Origin of the sequence: Bradyrhizobium sp. McL0615, assembly GCF_049993905.1 — a bacterium.
Lineage (GTDB): Bacteria > Pseudomonadota > Alphaproteobacteria > Rhizobiales > Xanthobacteraceae > Bradyrhizobium.
In genome coordinates this window covers 653,017-667,340 of the sequence record NZ_CP188254.1, presented here as the reverse complement: position 1 = coordinate 667,340, position 14,324 = coordinate 653,017, and the positions used below count along the sequence as shown (strand labels likewise).

General features: G+C 61.9%; 10 protein-coding genes and 1 pseudogene. 7 read left to right on the top strand and 4 right to left on the bottom strand.

What is annotated here, in order from left to right; genetic code table 11:
• The first annotated feature begins 264 nt into the window (after positions 1–264).
• Positions 265–3,531 (top strand): VCBS domain-containing protein, encoded by a 3,267-nt coding sequence (locus ACPPVP_RS03075; protein WP_426531177.1) that lies wholly within the window; start codon positions 265–267, stop codon positions 3,529–3,531.
• 48 nt (positions 3,532–3,579) lie between these two features.
• Here ACPPVP_RS03075 and ACPPVP_RS03070 read toward each other — a convergent pair whose 3' ends face one another.
• Positions 3,580–4,572: a Bug family tripartite tricarboxylate transporter substrate binding protein gene (locus tag ACPPVP_RS03070; protein ID WP_426531175.1), complete on the bottom strand. Its 993-nt coding sequence runs from the start codon at positions 4,570–4,572 to the stop codon at positions 3,580–3,582.
• A gap of 215 nt (positions 4,573–4,787) precedes the next feature.
• Here ACPPVP_RS03070 and ACPPVP_RS03065 point away from each other — a divergent pair, with 215 nt between their 5' ends.
• The 4 genes and pseudogenes from ACPPVP_RS03065 to ACPPVP_RS03050 all read left to right on the top strand — a co-directional run bounded on the left by ACPPVP_RS03065 (position 4,788) and on the right by ACPPVP_RS03050 (position 8,411).
• On the top strand, positions 4,788–5,702 hold the full coding sequence (locus tag ACPPVP_RS03065; protein ID WP_426531173.1) for a 2-dehydro-3-deoxygalactonokinase: 915 nt from the start codon (positions 4,788–4,790) through the stop codon (positions 5,700–5,702).
• Between the two features lie 2 nt (positions 5,703–5,704).
• Complete coding sequence (locus ACPPVP_RS03060; RefSeq protein ID WP_426538425.1) at positions 5,705–6,331, top strand: 2-dehydro-3-deoxy-6-phosphogalactonate aldolase; 627 nt, start codon at positions 5,705–5,707, stop codon at positions 6,329–6,331.
• A gap of 73 nt (positions 6,332–6,404) precedes the next feature.
• Entirely contained in the window at positions 6,405–7,454 is a 1,050-nt protein-coding gene (locus ACPPVP_RS03055) for an acyltransferase family protein (protein WP_426531171.1), read from the top strand.
• Positions 7,455–7,500: 46 nt separating this feature from the next.
• Positions 7,501–8,411, top strand: a pseudogene (locus tag ACPPVP_RS03050) (PaaI family thioesterase).
• Positions 8,412–8,440: 29 nt separating this feature from the next.
• Here the strand turns inward: ACPPVP_RS03050 and ACPPVP_RS03045 are convergent.
• Positions 8,441–9,157 (bottom strand): alpha/beta hydrolase, encoded by a 717-nt coding sequence (locus ACPPVP_RS03045; RefSeq protein WP_426538423.1) that lies wholly within the window; start codon positions 9,155–9,157, stop codon positions 8,441–8,443.
• 128 nt (positions 9,158–9,285) lie between these two features.
• Entirely contained in the window at positions 9,286–10,491 is a 1,206-nt protein-coding gene (locus ACPPVP_RS03040) for an FAD-dependent monooxygenase (protein WP_426531170.1), read from the bottom strand.
• A gap of 457 nt (positions 10,492–10,948) precedes the next feature.
• Here ACPPVP_RS03040 and ACPPVP_RS03035 point away from each other — a divergent pair, with 457 nt between their 5' ends.
• Together ACPPVP_RS03035 and ACPPVP_RS03030 are read left to right on the top strand one after the other, a co-directional pair.
• Positions 10,949–11,626: a nitroreductase gene (locus ACPPVP_RS03035; protein WP_426531168.1), complete on the top strand. Its 678-nt coding sequence runs from the start codon at positions 10,949–10,951 to the stop codon at positions 11,624–11,626.
• A gap of 29 nt (positions 11,627–11,655) precedes the next feature.
• Positions 11,656–12,768, top strand: a complete 1,113-nt coding sequence (locus ACPPVP_RS03030) for a L,D-transpeptidase family protein (protein ID WP_426531166.1) — start codon at positions 11,656–11,658, stop codon at positions 12,766–12,768.
• Between the two features lie 25 nt (positions 12,769–12,793).
• On the opposite strand, the gene ACPPVP_RS03025 is transcribed toward ACPPVP_RS03030, so the two are convergent.
• Positions 12,794–14,197 carry a PLP-dependent aminotransferase family protein gene (locus tag ACPPVP_RS03025; RefSeq protein WP_426538421.1) on the bottom strand — a complete coding sequence of 468 codons (1,404 nt, stop codon included), beginning with the start codon at positions 14,195–14,197 and terminating at the stop codon, positions 12,794–12,796.
• Between the last annotated feature and the right edge of the window lie 127 nt (positions 14,198–14,324).

The following is a 14,324-nucleotide window of genomic DNA, read 5'->3' as shown; positions in this document are numbered from 1 at the left end:
TCAGAGAGACCGCTCACTGGCGCGTCGAACCCAACGGCCGAGGCGGCATCACACCACGACATTAGGCCCGATGTCGGGGAAAGGCATCATCGGCCGTCCGCTCAAAAGTATTATATCTTTTGAGCCTAAAGCTAACGCCCGTGGATTGGGGTAGCCTGAACGTGTTGGCGGTCAGCCCTCGGCTGGCGGCGATAAGATATTTTGACCTCATGGGCTGGGCAGAGCCAGACCACGAAAATTCGCGCCAGGGGCGGGGTTCGAGCCATGCTCGTCGAGTCCCACGCCGAGACTGGGGAGGAACGTAAGGCCGCTGCGGCCACGCTTCCCCAAATGATCGGCAACGTTCAGACCGCCGCCGGTTCCGGCACCCTCGGGCGTGCGCCCTACTATCCCGCTCACGTCACGGCCGACGATCCGCGAGGCCGGGCGCATGCCGGCAGGTTCGGCATGCTGTGGCTCACAGCGGTGACGTTCTCGCTTGTGAAGGAGGTGCGGGCCGCCGATCCCAACGTCACATTTCTGGACGACGGCAACATTACCTACAAAGATCTCGCGCATGGTGCATTCGAGCTGGTCACCAAGGAGGTGATCCCACGATACCTCCTCGTTGAGGATCCCGGACAGACCATCACCCTGCGTCATCAAGGTTCCTCGGTCAGCGTCAGCCAGAGTATCAACTCGCCGTCGCGAATGGCCGAATTGCAGGCCGCCCAGCAGGACGCGCTCGCCACCTATGAAAAAGGGCTGGGATCGACCGGGTCGAGCACGCCTCCTGGCCTCGAATCGTTACCGGTGGAACCGATCAATTTCATTCAGATCGATGGCGCTTCCCCGGCGCAGCAGTTGCCACCCATGCCCGGGGCGATCTTCACCTCGGTTCCGGACACCATCATCGTTCGGCCGCCACCTCCGCCATCACCGCCGACGCTGAATGCGGTGTTGGGGCCGACCGAAACCGACACCGTGGTCTTTGACGTCTTCACTGCGACAAGCGGTACTTTCCTTGCCAGCAGCCCCAATAACGGTGCCACTTTGACCTTCGGCATCGAGGGGGGAACCGCCGGCAGCACCGTCATCGGCGGGGTGACGTACGATGTATCGAAGGCTGGTCCCTACGGCACGCTCTACGTGGACAGCGCGAACGGCGCCTATACGTTCGTTCCGAATAGTGACGCGATCAACGCGCTAGTTGCGCCCACGGCCGCGGACTTTATCATCACCGTATCGGACGGCACGCTCTCGGCCGATCAAACGTTTACGATCGCCATCAACGGCGCCAACGACGCGGCCGTCATTTCCGGCGCCACATCAGGCACCGCGATCGAGGCCGGCGGCGTCGCCAATGCCGCGCAGGGAACGCCGAGCGCCACCGGCACGCTTACCGACACCGACGTCGACAATGCGCCCAATACTTTTACGACCGTAAGCGCGCCGACCGAGAGCGCACGCGGCTTCGGCACCTTCACGATGACGGCGAACGGCGTGTGGGCCTACACCATCGACCAGGCCAACCACGCGGTGCAGGCACTCAATGTCGGCGACACGCTGACCGACACTTTTACGGTGACCACCATCGACGGTACCCCGCAGGTGGTGACCGTCATCATCCACGGCGCCAACGACGCGGCAATCATTTCCGGCGCCACGACCGGCTCGGTCATTGAGGATGGTGCCGACAGATGCGGCAAGCCGACGGCCACCGGCACGCTCACCGATACCGACGTCGACAACACGCCGAACCGCTTTACGTCGGTCAACTGCCCGACGGCCAGCGATGGCGGCTATGGCACCTTCACGATGACCGCGGATGGCGTGTGGACCTACAAGCTCGACGACGCCAACTGCGCGGTGCAGGCGCTCGACGCCGGCCACACGCTGACCGACACATTCACCGTGACCAGCATCGACGGCACCGCGCAGGTAGTGACCATCACCATCCACGGCGCCAACGACGCAGACCCCAATGATTTCGACTATCTGGCGACCGGCAAGACGGTGATATGCGACCCGCCGTATGTCTACGGGACGCCGAGGGGCGACAACATCGCGGGCGGCGGCCACCATGGTCAAATCATCTATGGCGGCGCCGGCAATGACACCATCAACGGCACCTGCAAAGGCGACCTGATCTACGCCGGCTCCGGCAATGACACGGTCAAGGGCAATGACGGTGACGACGTTATCTATGGCGGCTCGGGAAACGATACGATCAACGGCAATAATGGCTGCGATACCATCATCGGTGGATATGGCGCGGACAAGCTCACCGGAGGTAATGGTGACGATCGCTTCGTCTATTTGTCCGCCGCGGATTCCAACGCGGCCCGGCATGACGTTATCACGGACTTCAGATCGGGGTCTGACCGGATCGATCTAACGGCTCTCGGCGCGCTTGCCCTCCTGGCGCTGACTCCCGCAAGCACATCCATACCGGCGCACACGATCGCCTGGTTCTATGACGGCACGACGAACCAAACCATTCTGTACGTCAATCCAACAGACCAGACCCACGATATCGGCGATTCCGCCCTGGTGGAAATTCATCTGGAGGGAATGGTAACGGTTCAGGCTTCGGATTTCGTTCCCGAGCCGTCGGCGGCGGCGGTCGCGGTCGCCGCCGCTCCCATCAATCCGGAACTGATGGCAACGACGGAAACCGACGCAACTGTCACGACGCTTGCCGCCGCTGCTTTGTTTGACGGGACCGACAGTGACGGCGCCCACGTCAACGGCGGAAGCTGGATGTTGCGAACAGCCTGGAAGAGCGACAGCTTCGACTTTTCCCATCTTGACGAAGCACGAACGCAGACGACCCAATCGGCCAATGATGACGAAGCTGTTGCGCCGACAAGCGGGCCATCCATCGCACCACAGCACGTTCACGTGACGGCACTGGCGGACAGTATCCACACGCTGGATCAGAGCCCGGCGCACGATGCCGCCGCCCACAATACAAGCATCGCCGTGCTGAACGACGATAGAGGCGCACAGCGGCAGGCCGAACCTGATCGTGCCCGGAATGGCGATGACTGGCTCGCGCGATCACACAACGATGGGTCCCTCAATCCTGCAACTCACTCCAGTGTCCGGTCGGGTAGTGAAGATCACGAACGACGCGACGACGATGTCCATGTGTGGAAGGATCGCGGACACAGCCACCATTCGAATTCAGGCGAGATGAGAAGCCACGACGACACTCCGTCCAGGCACGGCGGTCATGATTTCGAGCCGTCCAACGCCAACGCCGCATTGGGCTCGACGGCTGCATGGACGCAAGGGCACCGAGACACCTTCCGCTTCAAGGATGTCGCCGAGATGGACCAGGCGCGGATGTCGATCGGCCACCACGGGCACTCTGCAACAACCAACGAACCGCTGACCATTTCAGAGGCTGCGATCGAGATGGCGTCGCCAGGACATCACGCGTCCGACCAATCGAATCATCACGGGTCTGACGACGTCAGCCACGGTCTCAACCATGCGTGGAGCGACGCCAGCACCCATGCGCAGCACCACGATTTGATGGTGTAGAAGAGCTGCGCCGATTTCAGCGCAGCCATTTCCGGATCGCGAAACGCCTTACTTCGCTTCGCTGGCTTTGATTCCCGAACTTTCAATGAGCGTCGCCACACGCGGGAGATCGGCGGCGAACAGGCGTGCGTGCGCCTCAGGGGTCAACTCGTTGTCGGGGAATGGCAGGGTTCCGAGCTGCTTGAGCTTCTCCAAAAGCTCCGGCTCAGACAGCGCCGCGCGGAGCGCCGAATTCAACGCCACGATGGTCTCCTTGGGCGTGCCCTTCGCCACGTAGAGCCCATGCCACATCGAATAGCTGACTTCGGGCATGCCGAGCTCGGCGGTGGTCGGCACGTCCTTCAACTGTTCAAGACGTTGCGGCGACGTAATGGCGATGCCGTGCAGCATTCCGGCCTGAATCTGCGGCAGCGCGTTGGTCACCTGATCCCACAGAAGATCGATCTGCCCCGCCAGCAGATCGCCGATGGCGGGAGCTGATCCGCGATAGGCCACCACCGTCGGCTTGAAGCCGAGCACATTGCCCATCATCACGGCGCACAAATGACTGTTGGTCCCGAGGCCGCCATGCGCGAAGTTCGTCTTGTCGCGCTGCGCCTTGATCCAGGCCACATAGTCCTTCGGTCCCTCGCCGGGGATCGACTTGCGGCCAATCAGCACCATTGGCGCATTGTTGACGAGGCCGACCGCCTCGAACGCCGTCTTGGTATCATACCGCAGGTTGGTGAACAGGCTGGGCGCGGCGAGCAGTCCGACGTGATTGATCAGAACCGTGGAGCCGTCGGGTGCCGATCGCGCCACGCGATCGTTGGCCAGCGTGCTGCCACCTCCGACGACGTTCTCGATGATGATGGTCTGAGCGAGTGTGCGCGACATCCGCTCGCCAATGAGACGCGCGACTGTGTCCGTGCCGCCGCCGGCCGCATAGGGAACCACCAGCGTTATCGTCTTGGGATTCGATTGCGCGTGGGCGTGTGGCGAAAGCGCCGCAGCCATTAGACAGAAGCCCGTCAGGGCGCTTCTAAAAGCAAGATTGATCACGATGGCGTCCTCCAAAGTCTTTGTTTTTTGTTGTGCCGCATTGTTGCGGACGTGCGCTCGTTGGCGAAGCTGCACCGCGGAAAATGGCGGGGCACCGCATGACTTCGGATCATGCTGATTACGCTTGCGCAAATCAATTACAAACCGAGCGTAGCTCGCCGGCAGACCGGCGTGGTACCATTCCCGAAACGCGGATAGCACCGGAACGGAATTGAATGAAACAGGCTGCATATGTCGCGGTCGATTGGGGTACGAGCAGTTTTCGGCTGTGGCTCGTCGACCGGGCCGGCGACGTCCTCGGGGAACGGCGAAGCCACGAGGGCATGATGGCGGCAGGCAAGCTCGGCTTTCCGGCCGTGCTGCAATCACATCTCGAAGCCGTCGGCGCCGCGCCTGGGTTGCCCGTCGTCGTCTGCGGCATGGCCGGCGCCCGGCAGGGGTGGGTTGAAGCCGGATATGTCGACACGCCGGCGCAGCTTGCATCGATCCTGAAACATGCCGTCCCGGTGCCGGGACAGGACCGTGACATCCGCATCCTCCCGGGCATCGCGCAACGCGACCCCAAAGCGCCAGACGTCATGCGGGGCGAAGAGACGCAGTTGCTCGGCGCCTTGGGCGTTGACGCGGCTGACGATGCGGTGGTCTGCATGCCGGGTACCCATTCGAAGTGGGTTAGAACGAGTGGCGGAACCGTCGAACGCTTCGCCACCTTCATGACGGGCGAGCTGTTCGACGCGGTGTCGCGACAGACGATCCTGTCGCACGCGGTGACCGGCGCTGATGAGGCGGAAGATATCGACGCGTTCAGGTCGGCGGTCATTGCCGCCTTTGAGAAGCCTGCGTTGGCCGCCAATCTGCTATTCCAGGTGCGATCGGGTCAGCTTCTCTACGGCGGCAAACCAGCCACGGCCCGCGAAAAAATATCCGGCACCCTGATTGGTCTCGAATTGGCGGCGGGACTCGCAGGCGAGACAGCGAGTGCTGGCATCACGTTGATCGCGTCAGGCCGGCTCCAGCGGCTGTACCAGCTGGCGTTTGACACGGTGTCGGTTCCTGTCCGATCGATCGGGGCCGAGGATGCGGTTCGTCGCGGCCTTTCGATGGCCGCTCAATCGATTTGGAGCATATGAACATGAGCGTTGTCCCATTCCCTCCGATGAAGCGTCCGCTGGTCGCGATCCTGCGCGGCGTGAGGCCTGAGGAAACGGCGGATATCGTCAGCGTGCTGATCGACAGCGGCATGACGGCCATCGAGATCCCGCTCAACTCGCCGGATCCGTTTCGCTCCATTGAGATCGCCGTCAAAAAAGCCCAGGCCGGGATCCTGGTGGGCGCGGGTACGGTGCTGACATTGGAAGCCGTCGAGCGGCTCCATGATGTCGGCGGCCGGCTTCTGGTCACCCCCAACGTCGACCCCGAAATCATTGCCCGGGCCCAGGCGCACGGCATGGTCACAATGCCCGGCGTCTTCACCCCGACGGAGGCGTTGCTTGCCGCCAAGGTGGGGGCCTCCAGCCTCAAATTCTTTCCGGCGAGCGTGCTTGGCGCCGCGGGGATCACCGCCATTCGAGCGGTGCTTCCCGCCGACCTGATGATCGCGGCCGTCGGTGGCGTCTCCGACAAGAACTTCGCGGACTACATCAAGGCCGGTATTCTCGCGTTCGGCCTCGGCAGCAGCCTCTACAAGCCCGGCATGACGGCGGCGGAAGTCGCTGTTCGCGCCAAGGCGACGATCGACGCGTACGACCTGGCCATTTAACAAGGGAACTAGATCCCAGCGCCCTTCGTGGGCGAGGCTGGTAGCCGCCTCCGCCGCGGGCTAATAAGACTCGATGCTTGTCTATATCCAGATTCTTCGCCTGATCGCTGCTGTCGCCGTCGTTGCCTTTCATGCCTGGGGTGTCGCGCCGGAAGGATTCAAGGTTCCCGAGAGCGCTATCTCGTTCGTCTTGTCCCACGGCGGGCATGGCGTGGATCTTTTCTTCGTCATTTCAGGCTTCATCATTTTTTATGCGACCCATCGCGCGACATTTACGCCGGCGGAATTCCTGCGCCGTCGTGTCGAGCGCATCGCGCCGCTGTATTTTGTGGTGACCTTCGCCGTTGTCATCCTGGCCATGACGCTTCCCGACACGTTCGGTACCGAAGGATGGTATACGCCCCGCCACATCCTCAAATCGCTGGCGTTCATCGCGTTCACGGACGGCGAAATGCCGGTCCTCTATATGGGCTGGTCCCTCGAATACGAGATGTATTTTTATCTCGCCGTGGCGCTACTGATGGCGCTGACACGCGATGTCTGGCGGAACATCGTGATGGTTTTTTCTGCGATCGCAATTGTGGGACGAATCCCCGGTATCGACACGACGCTCGGAAATTACGCGTTCTTCGTCGATCCGATGATCCTCGAATTCGTTCTCGGCGTCATCGCGGCCAGCCTATTCGTGAATAGCCGGGTCAGCTGGCCGATATCCGTTGCCGCCGCCTGCGCGATCGCAGCCGTGCTGGTGACGGAGCCCGCCAACCGCGTCATCGTATTCGGTATTCCCTCGGCCTGCCTGGTTGCGGCGGCGGCCTTTGTCAGCCGAAAGCGCATGTATCCGTCATGGCCAGAGCGTGCGCTGGCGCGGCTGGGGGATGCGTCCTATTCGATCTATCTCGCGCAGGTGCAGACGGTGTCGTTGGCAAGCACCTCTATTGCAAGCCTGGTTCCAATCATTCCGCCCCTGTTGCTGGTGATTGTCACGTGCGGCATCGTCGTGGCGCTTGGCCTGCTGCTCAACATCCTTGCAGAGCGGCCCTTGCTCAACCTATGCCGGCGCATTGGCCCGCGCCGAACGCGAACCCCGCTCATTCCGGAAATGCGCGCATTCGGGAAGTGACATCCCCTCCTTTGCCGACGCCCCGACGTTGGTCTAGAACGTCTGCATGACCAAATCATTGAATGCGCCCCTGCCGTTTGACGAGCTTGCCAAGGCCATCGAAGCGCGCCGTTCCGTCTATGGATTTATCAGCGGACTTCGGCTCGACCGCGCCGCGCCAGGAGAGGCCTGGTCGAGCCTGCCTTACCGGCCCGTCTTCGTCGGCGACACCGAGACAGGCGTTCTTCACGGCGGTGTCGTCACCGCCATGCTCGACGAAAGCTGCGGCATGGCCGTCCAGCTGGCCCTCGATGGAACGCGATCGATTGCCACGCTCGACCTGCGCATCGACTATCTGAAGCCCGCGACACCGGGCCTCGACATCAAGGCGCATTCGCTCTGCTATCGCGTCACCCGCTCGATCGCCTTCGTACGCTCCTCTGCCTATCAGGAATCCGAAGATGATCCGGTGGCCACCGCGACGGCCTGCTTCATGGTTGGCGCGAACCGGACCAACATGCTGACCGACGAGCGGATACACAACGGCCCGCCTCCGGCCCTCGAAGCCCCGGAGGATCCGACAAGCCCGTTTGCCGACAGCCCCTTCGCGCGCGCTCTTGGTATCCGCATCGGCGACGACGACACGCTTGTGATGCCGTTCTCGCCAACGATCATCGGCAACCCGATGTTGCCCGCCATCCACGGCGGCATGACCGGCGCCTTTCTGGAAACGACCGCGATTGTGGGGTGACACGCGAGCTCGGCGCACTGGCGCCGCCCAAGCCGATCGGTCTGACCATCAATTACCTGCGCTCCGGCCGCGCGCTGGACAGCTACGCGAGGGCGTCGATCGTGAAGCAGGGCCGGCGCGTCGTCGCCTTCGAAGCGCAGGCATGGCAGGACGACCCGGCGAAACCCATCGCTTCGGCGTTCGGACATTTCATGCTGAGGAAGACGCCGGACGCGGATGAAGAGTAGAGCAGAGGCTGGACGGTCGAGGTCTGCGGCTATTGCGGCCCTGATCGAGCCAGTTGACGCGACATCGAAATAATCGCATCCGCGGTCTCTGCCGGCTGCAGTGCAGGATGCAAATGCGTGCCTTGCAGTCTTGTAACCGGCCAGCCACGCCGCTGTGCTTCCGCGAAGGCGTGATCATAGATCGGCGAAGTCTGGATGAAGCCGGCGCGGACATGGTCCCAGTTGGCAAGCTTGATCGTGTCTTCGAACCAGCCGACGTGCATCCTTGGCAGTTCGGCTTCGAACCGGGCGAAGGCCACGGGATCGCTTGCCAGAATATCCAGGCCGACGAGAGACAATCGCCGGGCGTCGCCCGCAAACCATCTCGACCAGATTGGAAGCGTTCCGTCCGCTCCGGCAATCGCCTTGATGTGCTCGTGTAAAGCCGGCCGGACAGGCGACGCCGCGCCTTGCGACGGAGGCACTTCCCCATCGACGATGATGACGCCCTTCACGGGCAGCTTGGTCGCCAGTTCGGCAGCCAATACACTCGCCGAACTATGGCCCACGACGAATGGCGCGTCGGCGGACGTCATATGTTCGAGGAGATGCGAGGTCCAGGTGGACCAGGACGGCGGTGTATCATGGTGGGCCAAAACGTCCGGCACCTGGACACGATGCCCGGCAGCCCGCAGATGCCCGGCCGTTGGCTCCCAGCTCGACGCCCGGACCAGGGGTCCTGGCACAAGGATGAAATCTGACGACATACGCACCCAGCGCTGTTGCGACCAACGAATTGCACGCGCCTGATAGCCGCAAGAACGCGCCGCCATTTCGCCCGCGCCCCCAAGGGTGGGCGACGGCTATTCACCATCGTTGAAAGCTCACCTGAAAGCTAGATGGCCACCTGCATCGCATCGTATTCGAATAGCCAGTCGTAGCGCTGGCGGACCTTTTCGGGTTGCCATTCGGTCTCGACATAGTTCACCGCGGCTGCGTGGTAGGCCAATAAGGGATTGTGGAACCGCTCGATATTGGCCCGGGAGCCGTTCACGATTGCGGAGGTCCTCGGCAGACGCAATTGTTCGTATCGGTCGAACGCCTTTTCGAAATCCCCTTCAAAAGCGTCGAGGCAGCGCGTCAGCACAATACCGTCTTCCAGCGCCATGATCGCGCCCTGAGCCAGAAACGGCAGCGTCGGATGGCAGGCGTCGCCCAAAAGCGTCACTCGTCCGACCGTCCACTTCTCAAGCGGAGAGCGCTGCAGCAACGCCCAGCGGAACGGCGTCCCGGCGTTTTCAATAATGGCGTGAACGTGGGGATGCCACTCCTTGAAGTCCGCCTGGCATTCCTCGATCGTGCCCTCTTCCACCCACGATTCCTTGACCCAGTCGCTTCGCTCGACCAGACCGACGAAATTCATCAGGCGCTCGCCCCGTACCGGGTAAGTGATGCAGTGACCGCCGGGCCCAATCCAGTTGGTGCCGACATTTCGGCGCAGGCTCTCCGGGATCGCGTTCATCGGCGCCATGCCCCGCCACGCGACAATTCCGGTGAATTCGGCTTTCCGTTCGCCGACCAGCGCGTTGCGCACGACTGAATGAACTCCATCGGCGCCTATCATCAGATCGGCCTGAACGGAGACACCGTTCGCGAAGTGTAGCGTGACGCCGTCGCCTGATTGATCGAAGCTCGCAAGACGGTGGCTGGTGTGCACTGAACCGGGCGCCAGCTTGACGACGGCGGACAGTAGTTCGCGATGCAGGTCGCCCCGATGAATCATCCAGTAAGGCGCCCCGAAGCGTCGCACCGAATCCTCACCAAGATCGAATAACGGCCACGTCTCACCGGTATTCCAGATGCGCACTTCCTTTCCGGCGGCCTCTACCGCACCTCCGGCAAGCAACGCGTCTTCCAGGCCGAGATGCCGTAGAATCCGTGTGCCGTTCGGTGCGAGCTGCACCCCCGCACCAAGTTCAAGCAACTCGGCAGCCTGTTCATAGACATCGACGTGATAGCCAGACTTCAACAAGCTCAGTGCGAGCGTCAAACCACCGATGCCGGCGCCAACGATGGCCATTTTTGGCTTGTCAAAAGTCATTTCATTCCCTCGGCCTGATCACGATGCAGGGCGGCTTTCCGTACTATTGCAGACCGCGAGGGTCGGCGGCGTAATCCAGATTGAAATATATTTTCGACCTTTCCAGACCAAAACTGACGATTTGAGCAACAGCCTGACAAGCCTGCGCGCCCTTCCGGACGTTGCCGTTGCGCCGGGTCGCCCGCGGCTCCTACCAAAAATATCGAAAACAACCCCATGCAAAGTAGCCGTCGGCCGCCGCACCCGGCGGTTTGGGCCGAAAACTTGACACGTCGGGCAAATCAGCGGCACAATTTCATCATCCCGGAAATTCGCTAGACAAGTGCGTGCGCGCAACATTGATGCGATCGTGTTCTGCGTGGCCAGGCCGTCGAGGGCACGCCGCCGCCGCTTGCGCAAGCGTGCGGAAACCGCGAAAATCCGGCTGTTTCAGAATTTATCAGGGAATCCCACACAGATGCAGTTTGATGACGTTATTCTCGGTCGCCGGAGTATCCGCGGTTACAAACCTGATCCGGTGCCCAAGGCGCTGATTGCGGAAATCATTGGTTTGGCGATGCGCGCGCCGTCGTCGATGAACACCCAGCCCTGGAATTTCTACGTCATTTCAGGCGAACCGCTGGATCGAATCCGCGCCGGCAACACCGAGCGGATGGTAGCGGGCATTCCGCAGTCGCGCGAGTTCCGCACGGGCCAGGCCTTTGCGGGCGTGCACCGCGACCGGCAGGTCGGCGTTGCCAAGCAATTATTCTCCGCGATGGGGATCGAACGCGACAACAAGGACAAGCGACAGGACTGGGTGCTGCGCGGCTTCCGTCAATTCGACGCGCCGGTCTGCGTGATCATCACCTATGACCGCGTGCTTGACGGCAGCGACGATACGCCCTTCGATTGCGGCGCCGTGGCGACCGCCCTGGTCAATGCCGCCTGGTCTCGCGGGCTGGGCGCCGTGATCAACAGCCAGGGCATCATGCAATCCCCCGTGGTGCGCGAGCATGCGGGCATAGCCGACGATCAGGTCATCATGAAAAGCATCGCGCTGGGCTGGCCGGATGAGACGTTTCCGGCGAATGCGGTGGTGTCGGAAAGGAAGTCGGTGGAGGAAGCTACGGTGTTCGTCGGGTTCGAGAAATAGCGGCGCGCGGTACCGCAGTGATCCGCGCCATGCTCCGACGCGCGCTCGTGCTGGCGGCGGCGTTTGCCGCAGGGCTGACGCCGGCCATGGGCCAGGGCGAAAACAGCAAACCATTGAGCAAGCCGTTGCCGGCCAAGGCAACACAGGAACTGCCCGCCGAGCTGCTCGCGCTGCTCGAACAGAAGAAGATGCCGAAATATTCGCCGATCGTCGTGCGTCTTTTCAAGGAGGAGGCCGAACTCGAAGTCTGGAAACAGGACACGACCGGCCGCTTCCAGATCCTCAAGACTTATCCGATCTGCCGGTGGTCGGGCGATCTCGGGCCGAAATTGTATGAGGGCGACCGGCAGGCTCCGGAAGGGTTTTATACGATCACACCCGAGTTGATGAATCCCAACTCCAACTTCCATCTTTCAATCAACTTCGGCTTCCCCAACAGCTTCGACAAGGCGAACAAGCGTAACGGCAGCTTCCTCATGATCCATGGCGACTGCCTGTCGGCCGGTTGCTATGCCATGACCGACGAACAGATCAGCGAGATCTATGCGCTGGCGCGCGACTCGCTCAGCGGCCGGCCGTCGTTTCAGGTCCAGGCCTATCCGTTTCGCCTGACGCCGACGAATCTGGCGCGGCATCGAGATAGTCCGAACCTGCGCTTCTGGAAAATGCTCAAGGTCGGTAACGATCATTTCGAGACAACACAACTCGAACCCAAGGTGGATGTGTGCAACCGCCGCTATGTATTCGATGCGCAACCTCCGCCGAATTCGCCGCAGCCTCTCGTGTTCAAAGGAAACGAAAAATGTCCCCCCTTCGTCGTCAATCCGGAAGTCGCGCGGCGGGCGCAGGAAAAACAGCGCGCCGACGAGCGCGCCACCGCGCAATTGCTTGGAGACAATTTGCCGGCTGCCCCGATCTACAGCGGGCTTGACGGCGGAATGAACAAGGCTTTCCTCGCACGGTTTCCGTACAGGGTGACGCTTGCGAAAGTGATGCCGTATGCGTCGTACCTGCCGCAATTGCCCCCGATCCCCTGGATCGACCATGATGGCTCGTTGACGAGCAAATGGTTTGGTGTCTCGTTCGCCAAGCCGATCGAATGTCATCCGGTCCGTGCCGGCTTCCAATCGAGCCGGTGCTGAACACCGGTATGCGCCGGTGAACTTGCTATCGCGCCAACTCCAATAGCCGGCGACAGTCTGCCGGCAGCCGCCGTTCATCGAGGTTGGTCACGCAGAGCAGCAGTCCCTGCTGTCGGGGAGGCTGCATGTACCACGCCGACATCGGAGCCGGCGCGAGGCTGAACTCCAGCGCACGTGAAGCGATGTCCACGTCCGACGCGGACTTGGGAAGCAAGATCACCACTGCAAGACCGGCAGTCGCCTGGATCTTTATCGAATTAGGCGCCATTTCTCCCAGGCAACGAAGCAGAGCCTCCCGTCGAGCGGCGTAAAGCCGCTTCATGCGGCGCAGATGGCGAAGATAGTGACCGTCCCGCAGGAATTCCGCCACAGCGCGCTGCATGCCTGCAGCCGGCGCCGGCGCCAGGGAAGCAGCGAGATCAGCGAACCGACGAATCAGTTCCGGCGGCACAACCATGAAACCCAGGCGCAGCGCCGGGCTGATCGTTTTGCTGAAACTGCCTATGTGCAGCACCCGTCCTCCATGATCGAGAGATGCAAGAGCCGGAGCCGCCCGTCCTTTCAGCTGCAGTTCGCTCAGGTAATCGTCCTCGATGATCCAGGTGTCGTTGCGCCGAGCCCAATCGAACAGCGCTAACCGCCGCGGTTGAGACATCGTCATCCCGAGCGGCGCCTGCTGGCCTGGTGTCACGATGGCCAATTTCGCTCCAGCGGCGGTCCGGACACCAGCGGCAACATCCAGCCCTTCCGCATCGACCGGGACAGCCGTCACGGCCATGCCAGCCAGGCCGAGTGCGGTGCGAGTGAGCGGAAAGCCGGGATCCTCGATCCAAGCTCCCATCCTTCCAAGCTGGAGCCCTCGGATTGCTAGACCGAGCGCACCGGAGAATCCTCCTGTTATGAGCACCTGCGAGGGATTGCACTGAAGCCCGCGGGCCAGCCCGAGGTAAGCCGCGATCTCCATTCGCAGCTCTGGATCGCCACGCGGATCCGGATACGTCACCGGCGCCGCCGCAACCCGCCGGGTCTCACGAGTAACGATGCGTGACCACAGCTTGAACGGAAAGGCGTCCTGAGCGGGCACGCCCATCTGAAATGCCAACGGCGCGTTTCCGAATTCGTAGAAGAGGTCCGGCAGAAGCGGGGAGTCCGGCAACCAATCAGGTATTGAGGATCGGGTCTGCCGCTCGCCCACATGTGTTCCTGCCGGCCCTTGACCAATCACGAATTGCTCGGCAACGAGACGCTCATAAGCCACACGCACGGTGCCGCGGGAGACGCCGAGTTGCGAGGCCAAATCCTGCCAGGAGGGCAACCGCGCGCCCGAGGCGAGCCGTCCGTTTTCGATGCCGTCTCGGATTGCCGAATAAATCTGGGTAGCCAGCGGAGTCCTTCTGGCACGATCGAGTTGGATCGGGAGGACAGCCATCGCGCAATGGTACAGCCAAAATCGGCAGTCTTGGGACTGTTTTATGAACAGCTGCAATGCATCTATCCGCCAACGCCCGCGACCGGAGCGATCCCGATCCATCAGGCTTGGCGGGAACCCGGCAGAA

Excerpts from the sequence above, each read along its gene's own strand:
- ACPPVP_RS03075 (WP_426531177.1), top strand. The coding sequence starts at position 265 with ATGCTCGTCGAGTCCCACGCCGAGACTGGGGAGGAACGTAAGGCCGCT.
- ACPPVP_RS03065 (WP_426531173.1), top strand. The coding sequence starts at position 4,788 with ATGAAACAGGCTGCATATGTCGCGGTCGATTGGGGTACGAGCAGTTTT.
- ACPPVP_RS03060 (WP_426538425.1), top strand. The coding sequence starts at position 5,705 with ATGAGCGTTGTCCCATTCCCTCCGATGAAGCGTCCGCTGGTCGCGATC.
- ACPPVP_RS03055 (WP_426531171.1), top strand. The coding sequence starts at position 6,405 with ATGCTTGTCTATATCCAGATTCTTCGCCTGATCGCTGCTGTCGCCGTC.
- ACPPVP_RS03045 (WP_426538423.1), bottom strand. The coding sequence starts at position 9,157 with ATGTCGTCAGATTTCATCCTTGTGCCAGGACCCCTGGTCCGGGCGTCG.
- ACPPVP_RS03040 (WP_426531170.1), bottom strand. The coding sequence starts at position 10,491 with ATGACTTTTGACAAGCCAAAAATGGCCATCGTTGGCGCCGGCATCGGT.
- ACPPVP_RS03035 (WP_426531168.1), top strand. The coding sequence starts at position 10,949 with ATGCAGTTTGATGACGTTATTCTCGGTCGCCGGAGTATCCGCGGTTAC.
- ACPPVP_RS03030 (WP_426531166.1), top strand. The coding sequence starts at position 11,656 with ATGCTCCGACGCGCGCTCGTGCTGGCGGCGGCGTTTGCCGCAGGGCTG.
- ACPPVP_RS03025 (WP_426538421.1), bottom strand. The coding sequence starts at position 14,197 with ATGGCTGTCCTCCCGATCCAACTCGATCGTGCCAGAAGGACTCCGCTG.